Source organism: Streptomyces sp. NPDC051020 (assembly GCF_040683105.1).
Taxonomy (GTDB): domain Bacteria; phylum Actinomycetota; class Actinomycetes; order Streptomycetales; family Streptomycetaceae; genus Streptomyces.
The window spans coordinates 1-18,129 of sequence record NZ_JBFBCG010000109.1; the positions used below are offsets into that span (position 1 = coordinate 1).

An 18,129-nucleotide genomic window follows, 5' to 3' on the forward strand; every position below is an offset into this window, starting at 1 on the left:
AGCGGGTATTTCCTCGGGGCAGCCATGGTCACAGGTCCTCTCATGAGATCCATCTGACCAGCCGTCACATCCGTCCGCATCTCGGGGGAACCTCACCCGGCCGCCGTCAGCACCGCATGGGCAGAACGCCCATCAGGCGCAGGTGCTGCACCTGGCAGACGGCGAAGCCACCGCGCGGGCACCTCCACGGAGACCGACGAGAACTGACCCGCTCGCCCGCACACGCACCACGGGTCCCGGGGAATCAGCCATGACATCCCCGGGGCCCGGCTTTCAAATTTGCATCACCCGGAGCGGCATACGTGGGCTACGCCCGCCACACGTTGTCGAAGGCGGCGTTCTCGAGGTCCCGCCGCAGCCGTACGGACTCCAGCCGGGTCACCGCGTCCCCGATGGCCGCCAGCACCGTCGCGACGGCGTCCCCGACGGTGCCGGCGGCGTCCTGGGGTGCGGCGTCCGCGATGCCCGCGGCCATGAGCAGAGCGGCGAGGACGGGCTCGCCGGATGCCCTGCGTTCCTCCGCTTCCCGGTGGGCCGGTGCGTCGGCCGGCGCGGACCGCCGCCGGAAGCGGCGGCCCACCGGGTGGGCGATCAGTCCGGCCCGTTCCAGGTCGTCGGTGTAGGCGGCGGCGAGTCCGCTCCCCCGGCGCCACAGCCAGGCGTCGGCCGGCTCGTACGGCACCCGCCGGACGAGCGAGGCGGCCGCCCGGTCGAGGAGCCGGTCCCCGGTCGCCACCGGCACTCCGGGCACGGGCGGGTCGCCGTCCAGCGTCAGCGCCCCCATGTCCAGCAGGTCGATCGCCTCCGCGCCCGCGAGCGCGAGGGCCAGGTCGCCTTGTTCCACGGACCGTTCGGGCGGCAGGCCCAGGGCGACGAGCGCGAGGTCACGTGCGGTGGTCATGAGTCCCTCCTCTTCTCCAGCAGGCGCAGCCACACCTCGCTGATGGTGGGGAACGCGGGTACGGCGTGCCACAGGCGCTCGACCGGCACCTCGCCGGTGATGGCGACCGTGGCCGAGTACAGCAGCTCACCGACGCCCGGTCCGGCGAAGGTGGCGCCGAGGTGGACCTGCCGGTCCCGGTCGATCAGGATGCGGGCCCTGCCCCGGTAGTCGGGGCGGTACTGGAGGGCGCCCGCCAGTTGACCGATGTCGTAGTCGACGACCTCGACGTCGCGCCCGGTGCGCTCGGCTTCCTGCACGGTCAGCCCCACGGTGGCGACCTCCGGGTCGGTGAACACGACGCCCGGAACGGCCTCGAGGTCGGCCGTGCTGCTTGCCGTCGAGACCCTTGAAGGCGGCGAAGGTGCTTTCGAGGGTTCCGTGGCGGATTCAGTGTCGGGCGCGGGTGACCTGTGCGGCATCAGTCACCTGACGGTGCCTCTCGCACAGGTCACGGCCCCGGGTCCTTAAGCCACCGCGGCATCGGCGCCAAATGACGGGGATGTTGCCGCGCAGGGGCTTGGAGTACGGGCAGGTCTGGTGGGCGACCCGCGCGAGCTCCTCCACGGTGGCCCGGTCGACGCCGCCGAGGACGGGGCTGAGGACCGCGGAGAGCGAGAACTCGCCGTCGTCGCCGTGGCTGAGGGCGACCTCGGCGGTGATGGTGGTGGTGCTGGTCAGCCGGATCTTGCGGGCGGTGGCGGCACGGCGGAGGGCGCCGAGAAGGCACGCTTTGCTCGCCGCGATCAGTGTCGACTACTACACCCGGCTCGAGCAGGGACGCGTCCGTGCCTCGCGCCCGTGCTCGCCACCCCAGTCCGCGCCCTGTGCCTCGACGAGGACCAGCAGAGTTACCCGTACGAGCCGGCCGGGCGTACGGATGACCGGCCGCGTCGTACGCGCGCCGCCCCGTCGAACAGGTACGGCCCGCCATGCGCCGGCTGCCGGCCCGGTTCCCCCGCACGCCCACGCTCGTCCTGGGCAGACGCCTGGACGTCCCGGCGTGGAACCGGGCCGCCGTCACGCTGTACACCGGCTTCGCCGCAATCTCGGCGGCCCGCCGTAGAGAACGGCGCTGAGGAATGTGATGGCCGTCAACTGGCGGATCCTTCGGGCGTATTCCTCCGCCTCCCGATCCGGCCCCCGCCAGTCGTTGCAGGCAGGAAGTCCTTCATGGCCTGCTGTTCCTTGCTCAGGCAGCCAGGAACAGGGAAACGTTGGCGCGTGTGCACGGCCTGACCCATTCGACGGTGCGTGCTCGTGCGCTGCGGTCGGTCCCGGGCTACAAACCCAGGTCGTCGGCGAAGCACACGAGGTTGCGACGCCTTTCCGCCTCGTCGGACGAGGCCGTCACCACGCCGCGTGGCCCGGCTTCGACCACCTGCGTCATGTCCTCGAACCGGATGCGCTCGTCATGGGCGCGATCGACATCGCCAACGTCACGCTGGTCACCGTCATGGAGCGGGTCGGCGAGATCGGCCTGCGGCGCGCACTGAGGGCGTCCCGGCGCCAAGTGGCCGGGCAGATTCTGGCGGGTCGACCATGACCGGGCTGCTCGGCGGAATCGTCGGCGCGGCGCCGGGGGTGGCGGTGGTGGTCGGCGTGGCCGTACGGCACTGGACCCCTGTCCTCGATCCCCTGCTGGCGCTGGGCGCACCGGTGGCAGGTGCCATGGTGGGGCTGCTCGCGGGGCTCTACCCGTCGCTGCGGGCCGCCCGGATGGAGCCCGTGGACGCGCTGCGCGCGCCGTCCTGAGAAGTCAATCAGGTTTTCCGGTCCCTTCAGTCCCTGCCGGGGGCTGTCGTGGGGCGTGCGCTGTGGTGGGTGTGGGTCAGTGGCCGAGCAGACCGTCGAGGAAGGCGTCCCAGTCGAGGTCGGCCATCTCTTCTTCCGCGCTCACGCGCTCGTACGTGGCCTCGAGCCAGGACCCGAGCAGCGGCGCAGGAAGCTCGAACACGGCACTGTTGTTCCCGGACTCCAACAACAGCCAGGCCGTGTCCCCCTCCTCGGACTGCATCGGCCACGCCTGCACGTCCCCCTCGCCGCTCTCCACGTACAGGCCCTGATAGAGCAGGTCCCGGCCTATCCGCCAGGTCACACCGGTGCCGTGCCACGGAGTCAGCGTCACCGACACCACCATCGGCGACCCAGCATCGAACCGGAACTCGGCCCGCACCGGCAACCACGGCACCCCGTCAAGCACCCGCCGCACATCCAGCCGCAACACAGGAAACCCGCTCCCCCGACACCGAACCGGACACCCGACACGACCACGCGCCCGCCGCCTCATCACCGTTCACGACAAACATCCCTCCCAGACACGAGAACCACACCCCGAACCCTCCAGCACCCACACACCCCACCGCATCCGTCACACGACCGTCGAACCCCGCCCCACCTCGTGCACCCCAGCCCGCCGGTACGTCATTTGACTGGCGCGGCACCCTGCGCGGCCGGCCCGAGAACGCCCGAGGAGGCTCGGCGAACGGATACCGAGCCTCCTCTTCCCCGCTTGCCCGGTTTCCCGCGCGGACCGAGCAAACTGAGTGGTGAGCGCGCCCCCCGACGGGGGACGGGGGACGGGGAACGCGCTCACGTCGTGACCGCGTCTCGGAGGCGCGGGCACACCTGGTAAACGGTCCCGGAGTGCGGCGGGTTCACGGAACCTTGAGGTCGCCCTTGTAGCGGGTCCCATGCCGACGGGGGAAAGTGACACGGGACCCGCAGTCCACGAAACTAATAACCCTTTTGATTGGTTACACAACCACCATGACACTCATCTAGTAACCAGTCAAGGCGGCTCCTTTCGGAGCGGACATGAGGCCGTGACGCCTGGCGGCTGCAACTTTGATGCAGAGTCGCTCGAGTCGCTGCATATGCCGGGGAAAAGGGGCTCGCGGTGCCGACCAGATCCCCAAGCACGAGGTCCGGCGGGTGATCGCTTCGTTCCATCCTGTCTGGCGCAGTGCGGCGCCGGATCTGATCGACGCGGGTCAATGCGGAGGCCGCGCACGGCAACTTCATGGCATGTGTGCGATAAGCCCGGCGGTGACAAAGGCGACGGCCAGGGCGTAACAACGTTACCCCTCGGGGCAGGCTCATATGCACACGTACCTGACAGAGCAGATATCGAATATAGGCACATCACTCGAGGTATGCGTATTCTCTTCTCCAGCACACCTCAGCATGGTCATCTGCTGCCGGAGCTGCCCCTCGCCCGCGCCTTCCGTGACCGTGGTGACGAGGTCGGTGTGATCACGTCGGCCGGCTTCGGTCCGCTGTTCGCCGCCGAGGACATCACGTTGTTCCCAGTCGGTCCGGAGATCCCAGTGCTGCTCGCCGAGGCGGCGCGCCTCGCGGGTGTGGCGGACCCGACCGTGCCTGATCCGGCCGTCGCCGCCGAGCTCTTCGCAGGCGCCCGTATCGACCTCACCGCCGACGAGGCCGTCGTCGCCGCGTGCGGGTTCCGACCCGATCTGATCGTCGCCGAGGCCACCGACTACGTAGGATCGCTCGTGGCGGCAACCCTCCAAGTGCCTTACGCCAAGCTGGCGTTCGGGCCGCAGATCCCGGCAGAGTCCACCGATGCCTTCGACAGGTCGCCGAGCGCCGCTACACAGAGCGCGGGCTGAGCGTGCCCGCGCCCACCTGGTACCTCGACCGTTCCTAGCCAGTGTGCATGAGTGAGTCCTGGACCCACTGCTGCGTACTGGGCGCATCCCGAACGGTGTTGGATGCGCTGGGTTCCCGCTTTCGCGTCCCGCTCGGCGACGGCCCTCCGGGGAGCCGGTCCGTTGCGGGTGGGCGGGTTCCCTCACGCCCCCGGTCACCTGGTCCGGCCTGGACGGTCCGATGCCCCGCACGATCACTCCGGTCGTGCGGGGGGCGGTGCCGTCCTTCCCCAAGCTCTCAACTCCGTTCGAGCAGGGGATACCCCATCCCGGACCGGGTGCCCGAGGGCGCGTCGTCCGATCGCGATGCCCGCGGCATCGTGACGGGACATCTTTCGGTGGGGGGTGGCCAGCGGCTTCTGCCAGTGCTGGGCACCCCACATGCTGGTGTAGGCGGGGTCGACCGCGACGATGCTCAGGCCGTGTTCGGCGGCCATCGACACCAGCCGGGCCTTGAGTTTCCCGGTCGGCATGCCGGAGATGAGCTGCCGGAACCGCTTGCGGCGGCCGTGCTTTTCCCGGGTCTTCTCGGCGGTGAAGTCGAGGTCTTCGATCCCGATCGCGGCGACACCGGCCTGCTTGGCCCAGTGGATCATCCGGGTCAGGGCGTGGCGGATCTGTGCGTCGCGGTGACCGGCGGTCCCGGACAGGTCGTAGGGGAAGCGGTGCGGGTCTCCGATGGGGTTGCCGTGCCGGTCGAGCCGGTAGGCGGCGAAGTGATCGGCGTTGGTGTCGACACCGCTCATGCCCCGGGCACGGGCGGCCTCCAACGACATGGTCTTCACGATGGGGCGTTGCCAGGATGCCGTGAGATACCAGCGACCTCGCTCCGTATCGAGGTGGATGCGGTAGGCGACGGCCCGGTTCGCTTCGATGCGATCGGCCCACTCCGCACCCCGGTGCGCAAACGCCACGGTGGAGGCGAGGGTGTACCGGCCGTGCCGGGCGTTGGCCAGGTGCGCGAGCGGGGCAGGCAGTTTGATGGACACTTCGCCGTCCGGGGTGACGCGGATCGTCTCGTTCCCGAACCGCTTCCCCGACTCACCGTCAGCGGAAAGAAACCAGCGTTCCGCCTCCCACCGTTGCCGCCACTGGCCCTCGGTGAGCTGGGCCTGGGTGAGATGGTGGCGGGTGTTGAGGAGACGCTTGCCGCCCCGTACCACCCGCACCCGTCCGGCCTGCCAGCCGGCAACGGCAGCGGTGTGCCGCGCCTCCAGTGCCGCGAGGCGGCGGGACTTGTGGAACCACTCGCCCTTGGAGCGGTAGCCGCCCGCCGTGCGCTTGGTGCCCTTCTCCCCGATCGGGAGGGACAGCCGGTGCCGCAACGTCGTGATCCCGGCAGCCAGCTTCTGTATGTGCGCCGCCTGGCAACGGCGCGCGAGAGCCCACTGATCATGCGTGGCCTTGGTGATGGCCCCGGCGATCCGCGACGACGACTCCTTCGTCAGGTCCCGCTTACGCGACGCCCAGGTGTCCGCACCGTGCTCCAGACCATCCGCACAACGGACCTTGAGATCACGGCAAGCCAGAGCACCCTGATGCTCACCGACCGCACGCAGCACCCTCTCGTCCTGGGGGGTGAGGTGCTTGAGGCGGTCCCGGACCGCCACCCCGGCAGGCGCGGGCACCACGAAGGAGGCCGCCGGCTTCCGCACACCACCCACCACATCACCCCCTCAAGGCCGGACACCCGCCACCCAGCCCAACGAGCAACAGTCGCCTAGGTCACCCATTCGACCCCAGAACCCCCGTTCCCGCCCTCGCCAACCCACCGCCAGGACTCGCTCCCGCTCACCACCACTCACTTCACCTCAGTAAAACGACAGCAGCTCACAAACCCGATCCCTGATGAAGGATCAGCGCGCTGGTGGAGAATTCCGCCGGGCACGGCCCAGCGCACAGATCCTGCTCACGCACATGCCGGACCCCGGGCTTTCGGTGTGGCCGAACTCGACGCCGACGACACGGTGATCGCTCTGGAAGTAAGCCCGAGCATCTCCGCAGCGAACTCGCCCTGGTGGGCGTGCACTTGCTCGATCCGGCCGTGCACGAGGCGGGGTGGGCGATTCGGCCCTCCGGTCGGGACGAGCTGGAGATCACGCACGCGCTCCACGATCACCGTGTCCGGCCTGCTCTTCCTGCCGGTGACGCTTACTCAATTCGTGGGCGGAGTGCTGGCCGGTCCGCTCACCGCCCGGATGTCGGCCAAGTCGTTGCTGTTCCTCGGCTCCGTACCCGTCGTGGTCAGCCTCCTGCTGCTGGCAGCCTTCCACCAGCAGGCATGGCAGGTCACTCTCGTCCTGGCGATCGGCGGCGCGGGGTGCGGCATCGGGCTCTCGGCCCTGTCGGCGCTCGTCGTGCATGCGGTGCCCGCGGCGCACACCGGCGCCGTGAGCGGGATGAACGCCAACATCCGCACCATCGGCGGTGCGGTCGACGCGGCCGTCGTCGCCACCGTGCTCGCCTCCAAGACCGGGGCCGACGGATACCCGAGCGACGGCAGCTGGACCACGGTCTTCCTGCTCCTTGCGGGCGTCGCGGTCGTAGGTCTCGCCTCGTGCCTGCTGATACCTCAGGGCCGCCGGGAGAAGGAGGCGGAAGGCGGCCACGTCACCACAGGCTCGACGGCGGAAGCCACCATCTCCATCGCCTCCTCATGAGGTCGCGGGCCGGCCGCCGACCGTCATATGACTGATCCGCGCACGGAGCACAGCTTGTTGAGCAAAGGTTCACGGCGAGTGACGCATCGCCGACTGCGAACTGACGCGGCTGCGGCTCGAGATCGTGCCCTGACGGTCAGGACGCCTGGGTGGCGTGCTGCCGCGCCCGGTAGGCGGCGGCTTTGACCCGGTTGCCGCAGGTCTTCATGGCGCACCACTCCCGGCGGTGGCCACGGGAGCGGTCGAGGTACACCTGGGTGCACTCGGGGCGTGCGCATTCGCGCAGCAGCACCCCGTCGTCGCCCCCGAGGATCTCGACCGTCTCACGGGCCAGTGCCGCGAGCCCCTGCGAGACCGACCCGGTACGGGTCGCTCCCTGCGGGCCGAGACGCAGCGTCACCGGCAGGCCCGACGCCTGCAGGTTCACCTCGGCGACCGCGTCGGCAGGCAGCGGCCTGCCGTCCAGGCGGGCGGCAACCAGGTCGTAGATGGATTCGCGCAGGTCCACGGCGAGGGCGAGGTCCACCTCGCTCGCGCCGGGCGCCAGATCGAGCATCCCGGACTCGATGAACCAGTCGTCGAGCAGCTCGGGGGTGGCGAGCTTCTCCATCGGCACGTCATTGCGTCGTGCACGCAGCGTACCCACGAAGTCGAGAGGGAGCGTCCCACAGGGAAAAGCATGATTCACGTAACCATATTGACCAGTGACTGATGGGAATGCAAGCCTGGTCCAGATCCGGGTTCTGGATCCCTTCAGCCCCTTGGGTGCGTGGGCGGTAGGTTTGGGGCGGTCGCGGCTCATGCTGACGACATGTCTCCCACTTCAGACGTCGACGCATCGACCGAGCAGTCCCGCCGGTGGACACCGCACCCGCCTCGACCCCGGCCGAGTGGCCCGATTCGGCGCAGGTCCGGTCCTGGTCGGCGCCCGTGGCCCTGTACGGCTACGGACCGGGGGCCGGTGCCTTCCTCTGAGCCGCCGGCTCAGTCCAGTGCCCGCAGGGCCCCGGTGACGGCGTCCGCCAGGAAGTCCCGGTCGACCCGGGTCTGACCCATGACGTGCAGTCCCTGGACGAACGAGGTCAGGAAGCGGGCCAGTTCCGCCGGGCTGTGATCGGCGCGCAGCTCGCCCCGTGCCTGAGCTCTGCGCAGGGCCTCGGTCAGTACGTTCTCCACGGCTGTCATCGCCACCCGCACCTGCTCCACCGTGCCCTCGTGAGAGGCACGCTCGGTGGCCGCGCGGACCAGCAGACAGCCCCGCTCGGGGTCCGCCGTGCCGGTCGTGACCAACGATGTCAGCAGGCCGCGCAGCGCCGTGCGGAGGTCCGAGCCCGTTCTCAGGTCCTGGTCGAGGACCTCAATCAGGTCGTCGCAGTAGCCCTGCAGGGCCCGGGCGTAGAGGCCGTCCTTCGAGCCGAACGCCGCGTACAGGCTGCCGGTTCCGATGCCCAGCTGTGCGGTCAGCCGCGGCACCGATGTGGCGTGGTAGCCGTGGCGGCGGAACAGCTCCATGGCCTGCCGCACGGCTACGTCGGGGTCGAACTCACGGGGCCGTGCCACACGGGTTCCTTTCGCCGAGGGCTCCCGTGGAGTCGGGAGCCCTCTCCTGCTTCTGTCCCATCTCACCGGGGCGGGGGCTGCGGAACCAGGCAGTTCGCATGCAACTTGGCGTGGGGCGGCGGCGCGGGTCAGTCGGGCCGGGAGGACGCTGCGGTCAGGCCGAGGGCCTGGGCGTGGGCCCGCGTCTGTTCCTCGAGCGGGCTGTCGATCTCGTTCAGCAGGTCGGCCGCGCGCAGCCAGCTCGCCTTCCGTGCTGCCCTCCGACGCCCAGCAGCCCTACGGACTGTCGGCCGCCCCGCGCACCCTCGACCTCGTCGACGGAACCTGCGGCCGAAAGGGGACGCACCGTGCCGCGGCAGGTGTCACCGGGTGTCCAGCAGATGGGGCACCCGGTGACACCGTTCAGTCCGTGAGCAGATGAGCGCGGCCGAACAGGGCCGCGGCGGCCCGCGCGGTCGGCGTCCCGGCATCGAGGTCGGCGCCCGCCTCGCGCAGTACGGTCACCACGGCGTCCGCGCCCTTGAACAGGGCGCCGGCGACGGGGCTCTGGTCGCGGTCGTTGCGTAGGTCGGGGTCGGCGCCGAGACGGATCAGGGCGCGCACGGTCTCGGCGTGATCGTGGTAGGCGGCGAGCATCAGCAGCGTGTTGCCAGACGCGTCGCTCGCGTCGGCCGGGACGCCGTGTGCCACGAACTCCACCAGTTCTCCGGTGCGGCCTTCCCGGGCCAGGTCCATGGCCAGGGCCAGGACTCGCCGGGTCTGCTCGGGGGTCAGGCCGTTGCTGCTGGTCATACGTGGCTTCTTCGCTTCTTCTCTACTTCCGGTCGGGTGACAGCTCTGCCCGGCACGGGCGTGATGGCTCGTGCCGGGCAGGATCGGATGTCCGGGGTCAGGGCTTGCCGGCGGCCAGGGCCTCGATCGCCTTGCGGATGCCTTCGCCGTAGGCCGGGTCGGCTGGTGTCGAGGTAGGACTTGACGCCGGCGTCGGTGGTGGCGGCGGCGTAGCCGTTCTTGACGGCGGTCGCGAGACCAGTGCCATAGTCGCCGGCGGCGAAGGCGCTACCGCCAAGCGTCTGCAGGCGGCCGTTCCAGCCCGTCGTGGGCAGCCAGACCTTCACCTGGGCGTGGTCGCTCTGGCCCGGATGGGTCAGCGTGACGGTCACGTCGCAGTGAGCCGGCACATCGGGGACCTGTGATGCGGGAACGGGCGGGATCGCGGGCACGTCGACCGTCCCGGCGGGACGGTCGACCGCCGCCACACGCTCCACCTCGGTGCCCTCGGGGGCCCGGAGCGTGATGCTGGAGCACTTGAGCGGGGTCGTGGTGGAGGCGGAGCTCCCGGTGTCCGCCGAGGCGCTCGGCAGATACACCGCCGCGGCCAGCGGCACCCCGGCCGCGGCTGCGATCAGAAGTCGTCTCATGGTTTTCCTATCAGAAGTAGGTACCCGCTCGAAGCGGTGACACCTGCACGGACGCTTTCCCGGCGGCGAACACAGGAAGAGACCGGCACGAGTGACATCACCCGTCAAGCAGGTTACTGAAAAGACTGGGGTGATCGCGGGACCGGGCACACCCGGGACCGCACAGAATCGCCGATACCCACTCTGACCGCACTGCGCGCCCCGGCGCATCAGTCAATTGACGGTCGGATTCCCGGTCGCGCGCAGCGGCGGTTCCAGCAACACGTCAAGCCGCCCCAGGAACACCTGGAGCGCTCAAGGACAATACGTGCCTATCGGGCACCGGCGCCCAGCATCCCGAACAGCGCGCGCCGCCCCACCGGTGCACCCTCGGCGCCTTGCCTGGGCCGATCGGCCATATCCGCTACTCCTCCGAGACCCAGAGCTTCCATCGTCACCCCTTTGAAGGGTTACTATAATGGCACGTGACTTCGAACCCGTCAACGGAAGGCCTTCTTGCTCGATATTTTGTAACCTGCCAGAATGGTTACATGAAACGTCAACCTGCATTTATGTGCGGTGATCCCGCGCTCGACTTCGCCGCGACGCTCCGAGCGCGCCGCTCGTCCGGAATTGAAGTGCTCACGACATCAGAGGCGCTGGACACGTGGTATCTGGAGTCCGGACTCGTCGACTCCGTCACACCGGCCCGACCGGCCGACCTCGAGCAGGCCCGGGCCGTGCGCGAGGCCGTCTACCGACTGGTGACGGACCGGCGCCTGGGCCGGCCCTTCGATCAAGAGGCGCTCGCCGTCGTGAACGCGGCGGCCCGCAGACTCACCGCGCCGCCGCAGCTGATCCCGCCCGGGCGCCGTACGACGGCGACACCCGAGCAGGCCCTGTCCTCCCTGGCCCGCAGGGCCGTCGAGCTGCTCGGCGGAGCGGAATCACTGCTGCTGAAGGAGTGCGGCAGCCCCGAGTGCACCGACGTCTACATCGACCGCTCACGGGGCGCACGGCGCCAGTGGTGCGGCATGGAGCCCTGCGGGAACAAGGTCAAGGCGGCCGCTTACCGCGCCCGCAAGCGGAACACTCCCGCACTGGCCGCTCGCTGACCGCCCTCGCGCCCGACCGGTCGCTCACCCTGGAACCCGGCCCCGGACGTCACGACCTGGCACGTGGCCGACGGCGCCGGTTTCTTCTGCGTGGTCCCGGCCTCACTGCGCCCCTGAGCACACACGTGACCCTTCGGGCTGCCGCGTCGGCCTGGCCCGTTGCCATAAGGTTCGTCGATACGTTTCCTGGGTATGTATCCCAGGAGACCGATGTTCGATGGGCATGTCATGGGCGTGGACCACGGGGAATATCCACGTCGTCCGCGTCTCTCTGGACGCGGGCTCCCCCGTGGGTACCATTCGCAGCGTCATCCACTACAAGGGAGTGAACGGTTGTGACCAGCCAATCAGCCGCCATGCTCCGGTCGCGGTACGTAGCTCAGGCCGCATCGGATCTGGAAGAGAACCGTCGACGTCAGCTGGAGATGGCCGAGAAGTTGAAGATGTTGAAGCAGGAGGAGGAGCTCCTGGTCGACATCCTGAACCTTGCCGAACGGTACGAAGGTTTGTCAGAGTCCTCGCCTCTGCCCGAGCAGGCTCAGGCGGAACCCGAGCTCACCAGGACGAAGCCGCGCCGAGCCGCCGCTTCCCCCACACCTGCCCGGCGTGCGGGCAAGGCCCCCGCGAAGGGAAAGGCGCGCCAGCCGCTGCTCGGCGACCTGCTGCTGACCCTGCTCTCCGCGCACGACGAGCCGCGTCTGGCCAAAGAGCTGCGGGACGAGCTGCTCGAGAAGCACCCGAAGCGCAACCCCACCCCCCAGGTGGTGCGCAACACCCTGGAGTCACTCGTGGCCAAGGGCCGCATCCGGCGTCACAGGCAGCAGCGGTCCGTGATGTACACCCTCGACGAGTCCGGCCGGCGTGCGATCGAGGCCCGGGAGACCGAGCCCACGGACGACGTGTGACCGCTGTGCGTCCCCGGGACCACTCGGCTGGCACGCACGGTGCGCACCATACTCACCGGTGTTGCCCGCCCTACCGCGGCGTGGCGGGGCACACCGGCACGGAGCAGGTCGGCTGAACACCTGCCGACGCTGGCATCCTCGCAGGCCCCGACACCCGTCACTCCCCCACGGTCTCCGGCGCCCCTCTCACCGCCCCCGTCCGGGCCGACCGCCCGATAGGAACCAGCCGACGCCGGCCCGCCCCTCGCAGGCCTCGGCACCGGCTTCGACTGTACTGAACAGCCCCCGCGCCCTGCCCCGAAGGGCAGCAGCGCCTCCCGGCCGCCTCGCGCAGCAACCGACCGAACTGCTCCTCGCCCTCGACCCCGCCAAGGCCCCCGTCATCGTGATGGGAGACGCCGGCTCGCTGTCACACTGACCTGGTCAGGCCCCGCGCCTGGGCAGCCGCCAGCCGGGGCGCGGGAAGTGGCAGGTGTAGCCGTCCGGGTAGCGTTGCAGGTAGTCCTGGTGGTCCGGCTCGGCCTCCCAGAACGGTCCGGCCGGGGTGACCTCGGTGACCACAGGTCCCGGCCACAGTCCCGAGGCCTCGACGTCGGCGATGGTGTCCTCGGCCACTCGCCGCTGCTCGTCGTCCAGGTAGAAGATGGCCGAGCGGTAGCTGTCCCCGATGTCGTTGCCCTGCCGGTTCTTCGTGGACGGATCGTGGATCTGGAAGAAGAACTCCAGGAGGGTCCGATAGTCGGTCGCCGTCGGGTCGAAGACGATCTCGACGGACTCGGCGTGCCCCTCGTGGTGGCGGTACGTCGGGTCGGCCAGGTCGCCGCCGCTGTACCCCACCCGTGTCGCCAGAACCCCCGGCTGCTCGCGGATGAGTTCCTGCATACCCCAGAAGCACCCGCCCGCCAGTACGGCCCTCTTCTCACTGCCGGCCATCGTCTGTCACCGTCCTCTTCGCGTCTCGCGTCGCCTCCGGCCGGCCTCGCGCGCCGGCCGGTCGGCCCAGGTGTGCCACCTTCCGGGAAGGGTGGCGCACTCCTAGACTGACACACCCTTCATCACCAGTCAAATAGGTGACGCATTGAGATGGCGGTGGACCCGCGGAGGTGGCCGGCAAGAGGGACCAAGTGCTTTGGGGCCTGCCCCAAGCAGCTCGCGCGTGATCACCACCGCATCGAGCCAAACTCCGGGCCTTCGATGGGCGGCCGTGTTCACCAGGCGCCGCGGAACGGCGGTGATGTGGGCGCCGGGCCCAGCGTGGTGGTGCCCGGCGCCGCCCGGTGACCGAGGCCGGTGCGGTACGCGTCGAGCGCGGCCTCTGTACGGCCCATACGCCGCAGCAGATCGCCCAGCAGTCGGCACAGATCGGCCAGATCACCCGCCGCCCCGCTGCGCTCCAGCAGGGCAAGGGCCATGACGTAGTGCTCCTCGGCCTGCTCGTCCGCGCGCTCCTTCTCGGCGATCAGTCCCAGCAGCCGGTGGGCTCCCGCGGCGTGGACGGCGCCGCGTCCGTCGCCGAGGTCCGCGCCGAGCTCCAGCAGCCGGGACAGCAGGGCCACCGCCTCCTCGCGCTTTCCCTGGCGGCGCAGCACATCGGCCAGTTCGACCTCGACCTGTGCGGTGTAGAGGGCGGCGCTGCGGGCGGCGAGCATCTCGCGGGCGGTGCGCAACTCGCGCTCGGCGGCCTCCAGGTCGCCGTTCTGGGCGTGTACATAGCCGCGCATCCAGTGGCAGTGGGCCAGCTCGGTACGGGTCTGCAGTTGCTGGTAGAGGTCCTGAGCCTTGGCGAGTGAGGCGTCTGCCTCGGCGATCCGCCCCTCGGCGAGCAGGGTGCGTGCCACGCTGCGGTGCATGCCGGCGACGAGGGCCGGGTCGGAGACCCGCGGGGCCAGCGCCAGGGCGAGTTCGGCGGCCTGGGCGGCGCGGGCGTGCGCGCCCATGTCCATGTACGGGCCGATGGAGGCGGCGTACAGCAGCAAAAGGGCATCCGGATCGTGCAGGCCCTGGGCGTTCAGTTCGTCGAGGGCGGTCTCCAGGATGTAACAGGCGTAGCGCAGTTCACCGGCGAGCAGGTGCGCGACGGCCCGGCCGCGCAGGGCGCGGACCCGGCGAGGGGGTGGCTCACCGGCCGAGGTGAGGATCCGTTCTGCCGACTCGAAGTGCTCGCGGGCGGCGTCCAGTTCCCCACTGTCCAGGGCGCATTCGCCGAGCCCGGTGAGCGCGTCGGCCTGTTCGGATTCCAGGGCGAGTTCCTCGGCATCGGCGAGCAGTTCCCGGTAGCGGGCGGCCGCCTCGCCGAGGGTGCCGGTGGCGAGCAGGCGGCGGGCGTCCGTGAGGGCGAGGCGCAGCTCGGTGGCGAGCCGGGCGGAGCGGCCGGTGGTGAGCTCTTCGTAGGTGGTGCCGAGCCGCTCGGCCAGGAAGCGCAGGGCGGTCTCGGAGGGGCGTACCCTGCCGGACTCCAGTGTGGAGATGTACGCGGCCGTGTACGCGGGCTCGGCCAGTTGCCGCTGCGTCAGACCTCGTTCGGCACGCAGGCGCTGTACGCGCTGTCCGATGACAGCCGGTTCGTCCATGGTGCGTTCCTCTTCCTGCGGTTTCACATCCGCAAGGGCATTGTGCGCCACTGGCAGGGGGCTCTAAGTTAAGCGTCCTGTTAAGCGCGTTGATACGCGCACTTAAGATGCTTGTCCTGGGGAGAGATTGTTGCGCCCGTCCATACGCAGATCAATGGCAGCGGCCACGGTGGCCGCCGCCGTCATGACCGCCCTCGCCGTCACCCCCGGCTCCGCTTCCGCGGGCGCCGGCCCGGAGGCGACCGGGCGGGTCAAGGTAGAGATACCCGGCCACGAGCACGCCGAAAGCGGTGAGCACGGCCACCACGAGGCCGGCTCCGGCTACACCTGGGTGCCGTCCGCCAAGGGCGGCCCCGGGGCCCGTACCTCCGCGCCGCTCTCCGCGGCCGAGACCCGGGCCGACGGCGATGTCACCAAGGTCATCGACAACGGCCCCACGGCCGACCGTCTCGATGTGGTCGTCGTCGGCGACGGCTACACCGCCGCCGAACTGGACCAGTTCCACATCGACGCCAAGGAGAAGTGGGCCGAGGTGACGGCCGTCGAGCCGTACACCGCCTATCAGAACCTCTTCAACGTCTGGACCGTCGACGCCGTCTCGAACGACTCCGGAGTCTCCGGCGACCCGGGCCGGGACGTCGTCAAGGACACCGCACTCGGCTCGTACTTCTGGTGCGGGGACATCGAGCGGCTGCTCTGCGTCGACGAGCAGAAGGTCGACTCGTACGTCGCCAAGGCCCCCGAGGCCGACCTCGTCATCGTCCTCTCCAACAGCACCAAGTACGGCGGCGCCGGCTACAACACGCCCAGCCAGAAGCTCGGTTACGAGGGCATCTCCACCGCCTCCGCCGGCAACGACAGGTCCGGCCAGGTCGCCATCCACGAGACCGGCCACTCCCTCGGCAAGCTCGCGGACGAGTACTTCTCCGCTGGCACGCCGGGATACGAGCAGTACACCGGCGCGGAGCCCTGGGAATCCAACATCTCCACCCTGAGCGCCGACGCCATGGCCGCTCGGCAGACCAAGTGGTACCGCTGGCTCGGCGAGACCTCTCCCGACGGCGGCACGGTCGGCGCGTACCAGGGCGGCGGCTACTACGAGGCGGGCATCAGCCGGCCCACCGACGCCTCGCTCATGCGCTTCCTCGGCAAGCCCTTCAACCTCCCCGGCCGCGAAGCGATGATCGCCGGCTTCTACCGCCACGCGTCCATCGCGACCCCCGTCACCCCCACCGACCGCACCCTGCGCCAGCTCGACACCGCGCGCGTCGAGGTGCCGCGGCTGGCGGGCGAGCAGCAGCTCGACATCCAGTGGTACCTCGACGGCAAGCCGCTGACCGCCCAGGCGGGCCGGACCGCGGTACCCGTCGCTGCGCTCCACCTGGACTCGCGGGACGTCCGCAGCCACCGCCTCACCGTCGTCGTCACCGACCGCACGGACGCCGTGCGCGACCCGGCGATCGCCGCGACCCTCAAGGACGAGCAGTCCTGGACGGTCCGGCACTGACCTGCGGACCACCAGGATGTGGAGGCCGCCTTGCGGGCGGCCTCCACATCCGCCGCCAGCCCGTACTCGCCCAGCGCCGCCGACGAGGACTCCACCACGGCCGGCGCCGCGTCCGTGCCGTGGTGGTTGACCCGGATCATCTCGGCGCCAGCGCCCCAAGGCGCGCGACCGCGTCGCGAACTGCCGCATCCGGCCCGGCTCGGGGCTCGGCGACATCGCTTCGGCAAGTAGGTGCCGACGCTGGAACGCCCCCTTCATCACGTGCACCACGGCGGTGATGTCGTCGGCGGCCAGGGCGACGTCTACACCCTGGCGCACCCGCTTCCACACCGCCGCAGCCGGCGCGGGACGCATACGCCTCTGATCGCCGTCGTCACCGCGGCCGTCGCACTCGCGGCCGCCCATCTGCTCGGGCGCCTGCGTCCCCAGCACCCGCCTGGGCGACTGAGCGGCCGATCAGGTGCGTGTGCCATTCCCTCGGGGGCAATCCCGGCAAGCATCGTTTCCGTACGTCTTCACAAGAGGCAAACCCTCCTGCACAAGGCACGGCCTGGGAAGTGACAAGACCACGGCGGTGCCCGCCCCGCCCGACGCCTGCTGCGTCGAACTCGGCGCGGACGACGTGGCACAAGGCTCCTCGGGCCCCCGAACCGCCTGCGGCCGGTGAGCCGGCGAAGGGGCTGCAGCCTGGCAGCATCCTTCCGCGATGTGGCGTGAGTACTCGCCGTCGATCGGTGGCTTGGCGCGTCCGTGCTGAGGAAGCACCGTATTCACATGCTCACCGGAGCACGCCATGATTACGAAGAGTTATATGCATCTGGTTTCGGCTCGCACGGAACCCGCAGCGCCGGTCATCGCCACGCCGAAATCATCCGCATCCGACTGGGGACTGCTGCTGATCAGGCTGACCTTCGGACTGCTGATGGCCGGCCACGGGGCCCAGAAGCTGTTCGGGCTTTTCGGGGGCATGGGCCTGACGGCAACCGGTAAGGGGTTCGCATCCCTTGGTTACCACCCGGGAAAGTTCTTCGCCCTAGTGGGCGGTCTGTCCGAATTCCTCGGTGGCCTCGGCCTGGCTGTAGGGCTGTTCACCCCGCTCGCGGCCGCTGCCCTGATTGGCGTGATGATCAATGCCATGGCCACCGTGACCGGTGCCCATGGTCTGTGGGAGACCAGCGGCGGCGTGGAGTACAGCGTCTGTATCGCCGTTGTCGCCTTGGCCGTCGCCATGATCGGTCCCGGTCGGCTGGCCGTCGACCGGTTCTTCCGTTGGGGTGCGGGCGGCTGGGCCGAGGGCGCCGTTGCCCTGGGCCTCGGCGGAATCGCTGCCGCCATCGTGCTGAGTCTCTGAATCTTCGGGAGACGGCCGTCACCTGCCGCCGGCGCTTGGACAGACCTGCCCGCCGTCGAGGGCGACCCGCCACGACCACGCGCCCCGAGGCTGACGTACTCGCGGACGAGAAGGACCGCGCAAAGCTGGAGGAGCTGAAAGAGCTGCGGCTCAACAATGACGGCTTCACGACGGCCGACTTCTGAGTCCGCCCAGGCCACCATCATGGCCTCCGTAGTGATGACGTGCGTCTTTGGCCGGAGTACATGATCAGACGAAGGCTGCCTGCTCGTTTTGCGGTTACTGGCATGAGCCACGTTCGAGTCGGGCATGCGCGATCGACCGCGCACGCCCAGCTCCTTCCCAGGCTGCCGGACCCCTTCCTGACAGTCTCGGCTGAGGCACCCGGCACCTCGGGTTAGCCTGGATGGGCGAGACAGGAGCAACCCCGGCATGGCCAGTACCACCGAC

The 18,129-nt window shown here is 69.8% G+C and carries 18 protein-coding genes and 4 pseudogenes; 10 read left to right on the forward strand and 12 right to left on the reverse strand.

The genetic code is table 11. From position 1 onward, the window contains the following. Positions 1-307 precede the first annotated feature (307 nt). The 3 genes and pseudogenes from AB0N06_RS34360 to AB0N06_RS34370 all read right to left on the reverse strand — a co-directional run bounded on the left by AB0N06_RS34360 (position 308) and on the right by AB0N06_RS34370 (position 1,690). Positions 308-901, reverse strand: a complete 594-nt coding sequence (locus AB0N06_RS34360) for a GPP34 family phosphoprotein (RefSeq protein WP_366138605.1) — start codon at positions 899-901, stop codon at positions 308-310. Then, positions 898-1,275, reverse strand: a pseudogene (locus AB0N06_RS34365) (pyridine nucleotide-disulfide oxidoreductase); the annotation flags it as partial. The pseudogene AB0N06_RS34365 and the gene AB0N06_RS34360, both read right to left, overlap by 4 nt. A 55-nt stretch (positions 1,276-1,330) precedes the next feature. Then, positions 1,331-1,690, reverse strand: coding sequence for an OsmC family protein (locus AB0N06_RS34370; RefSeq protein ID WP_366138621.1), 360 nt, complete (start codon positions 1,688-1,690; stop codon positions 1,331-1,333). On the opposite strand from AB0N06_RS34370, the pseudogene AB0N06_RS34375 reads away from it, so the two are divergent. Next, positions 1,671-2,004 (forward strand): annotated as a pseudogene (locus AB0N06_RS34375) (transcriptional regulator); the annotation flags it as partial. The gene AB0N06_RS34370 and the pseudogene AB0N06_RS34375 overlap by 20 nt on opposite strands. A 218-nt stretch (positions 2,005-2,222) precedes the next feature. Here AB0N06_RS34375 and AB0N06_RS34380 read toward each other — a convergent pair. Next, a complete protein-coding gene (locus AB0N06_RS34380) occupies positions 2,223-2,453 on the reverse strand; it encodes a hypothetical protein (protein WP_366138606.1) in 231 nt (76 codons plus the stop codon). Between the two features lie 29 nt (positions 2,454-2,482). On the opposite strand from AB0N06_RS34380, the gene AB0N06_RS34385 reads away from it, so the two are divergent. Beyond that, positions 2,483-2,695, forward strand: a complete 213-nt coding sequence (locus AB0N06_RS34385) for a hypothetical protein (protein ID WP_366138607.1) — start codon at positions 2,483-2,485, stop codon at positions 2,693-2,695. A gap of 76 nt (positions 2,696-2,771) precedes the next feature. On the opposite strand, the gene AB0N06_RS34390 is transcribed toward AB0N06_RS34385, so the two are convergent. After that, complete coding sequence (locus tag AB0N06_RS34390) at positions 2,772-3,230, reverse strand: SsgA family sporulation/cell division regulator (protein ID WP_366138608.1); 459 nt, start codon at positions 3,228-3,230, stop codon at positions 2,772-2,774. 865 nt (positions 3,231-4,095) lie between these two features. Here AB0N06_RS34390 and AB0N06_RS34395 point away from each other — a divergent pair. Continuing rightward, the gene (locus tag AB0N06_RS34395) at positions 4,096-4,572 is read left to right on the forward strand and encodes a hypothetical protein (RefSeq protein WP_366138609.1); all 477 of its coding nucleotides are present in this window, start codon (positions 4,096-4,098) and stop codon (positions 4,570-4,572) included. Between the two features lie 34 nt (positions 4,573-4,606). Here the strand turns inward: AB0N06_RS34395 and AB0N06_RS34400 are convergent. Then, a pseudogene (locus tag AB0N06_RS34400) lies at positions 4,607-6,275 on the reverse strand (IS200/IS605 family accessory protein TnpB-related protein). 208 nt (positions 6,276-6,483) lie between these two features. On the opposite strand from AB0N06_RS34400, the pseudogene AB0N06_RS34405 reads away from it, so the two are divergent. Together AB0N06_RS34405 and AB0N06_RS34410 are read left to right on the forward strand one after the other, a co-directional pair. Further along, positions 6,484-6,721, forward strand: a pseudogene (locus AB0N06_RS34405) (sugar phosphate nucleotidyltransferase); the annotation flags it as partial. Positions 6,722-6,731: 10 nt separating this feature from the next. Continuing rightward, on the forward strand, positions 6,732-7,271 hold the full coding sequence (locus AB0N06_RS34410; RefSeq protein ID WP_366138610.1) for an MFS transporter: 540 nt from the start codon (positions 6,732-6,734) through the stop codon (positions 7,269-7,271). Positions 7,272-7,407: 136 nt separating this feature from the next. On the opposite strand, the gene AB0N06_RS34415 is transcribed toward AB0N06_RS34410, so the two are convergent. The 4 genes from AB0N06_RS34415 to AB0N06_RS34430 form a co-directional block, all read right to left on the reverse strand. Then, complete coding sequence (locus tag AB0N06_RS34415) at positions 7,408-7,959, reverse strand: ABATE domain-containing protein (protein WP_366138611.1); 552 nt, start codon at positions 7,957-7,959, stop codon at positions 7,408-7,410. Positions 7,960-8,255: 296 nt separating this feature from the next. Further along, positions 8,256-8,831 (reverse strand): TetR/AcrR family transcriptional regulator, encoded by a 576-nt coding sequence (locus AB0N06_RS34420; protein ID WP_366138612.1) that lies wholly within the window; start codon positions 8,829-8,831, stop codon positions 8,256-8,258. Positions 8,832-9,233: 402 nt separating this feature from the next. Further along, complete coding sequence (locus AB0N06_RS34425; protein ID WP_366138613.1) at positions 9,234-9,623, reverse strand: ankyrin repeat domain-containing protein; 390 nt, start codon at positions 9,621-9,623, stop codon at positions 9,234-9,236. Beyond that, positions 9,620-10,252 carry a hypothetical protein gene (locus AB0N06_RS34430; protein WP_366138614.1) on the reverse strand — a complete coding sequence of 211 codons (633 nt, stop codon included), beginning with the start codon at positions 10,250-10,252 and terminating at the stop codon, positions 9,620-9,622. Before AB0N06_RS34430 ends, AB0N06_RS34425 begins: the two co-directional genes overlap by 4 nt. 530 nt (positions 10,253-10,782) lie before the next feature. Between AB0N06_RS34430 and AB0N06_RS34435 the strand changes: the two genes are divergently transcribed. Both AB0N06_RS34435 and AB0N06_RS34440 read left to right on the forward strand, forming a co-directional pair. Next, positions 10,783-11,346: a CGNR zinc finger domain-containing protein gene (locus AB0N06_RS34435; protein WP_366138615.1), complete on the forward strand. Its 564-nt coding sequence runs from the start codon at positions 10,783-10,785 to the stop codon at positions 11,344-11,346. 335 nt (positions 11,347-11,681) lie between these two features. After that, complete coding sequence (locus AB0N06_RS34440) at positions 11,682-12,251, forward strand: hypothetical protein (RefSeq protein WP_366138616.1); 570 nt, start codon at positions 11,682-11,684, stop codon at positions 12,249-12,251. Positions 12,252-12,674: 423 nt separating this feature from the next. On the opposite strand, the gene msrA is transcribed toward AB0N06_RS34440, so the two are convergent. Together msrA and AB0N06_RS34450 are read right to left on the reverse strand one after the other, a co-directional pair. Further along, complete coding sequence (gene msrA / locus AB0N06_RS34445; RefSeq protein ID WP_366138617.1) at positions 12,675-13,184, reverse strand: peptide-methionine (S)-S-oxide reductase MsrA; 510 nt, start codon at positions 13,182-13,184, stop codon at positions 12,675-12,677. A gap of 275 nt (positions 13,185-13,459) precedes the next feature. Then, the gene (locus AB0N06_RS34450; RefSeq protein WP_366138618.1) at positions 13,460-14,821 is read right to left on the reverse strand and encodes a helix-turn-helix domain-containing protein; all 1,362 of its coding nucleotides are present in this window, start codon (positions 14,819-14,821) and stop codon (positions 13,460-13,462) included. A 154-nt stretch (positions 14,822-14,975) separates the two neighbouring features. Here AB0N06_RS34450 and AB0N06_RS34455 point away from each other — a divergent pair, with 154 nt between their 5' ends. From AB0N06_RS34455 to AB0N06_RS34465, 3 genes are all read left to right on the forward strand, one after another. Next, a complete protein-coding gene (locus tag AB0N06_RS34455; protein ID WP_366138619.1) occupies positions 14,976-16,328 on the forward strand; it encodes a M64 family metallopeptidase in 1,353 nt (450 codons plus the stop codon). 811 nt (positions 16,329-17,139) lie between these two features. Continuing rightward, positions 17,140-17,679, forward strand: coding sequence for a DoxX family protein (locus tag AB0N06_RS34460; RefSeq protein WP_366138622.1), 540 nt, complete (start codon positions 17,140-17,142; stop codon positions 17,677-17,679). A 35-nt stretch (positions 17,680-17,714) separates the two neighbouring features. After that, positions 17,715-17,864: a hypothetical protein gene (locus tag AB0N06_RS34465; RefSeq protein WP_366138620.1), complete on the forward strand. Its 150-nt coding sequence runs from the start codon at positions 17,715-17,717 to the stop codon at positions 17,862-17,864. Positions 17,865-18,129 lie beyond the last annotated feature (265 nt).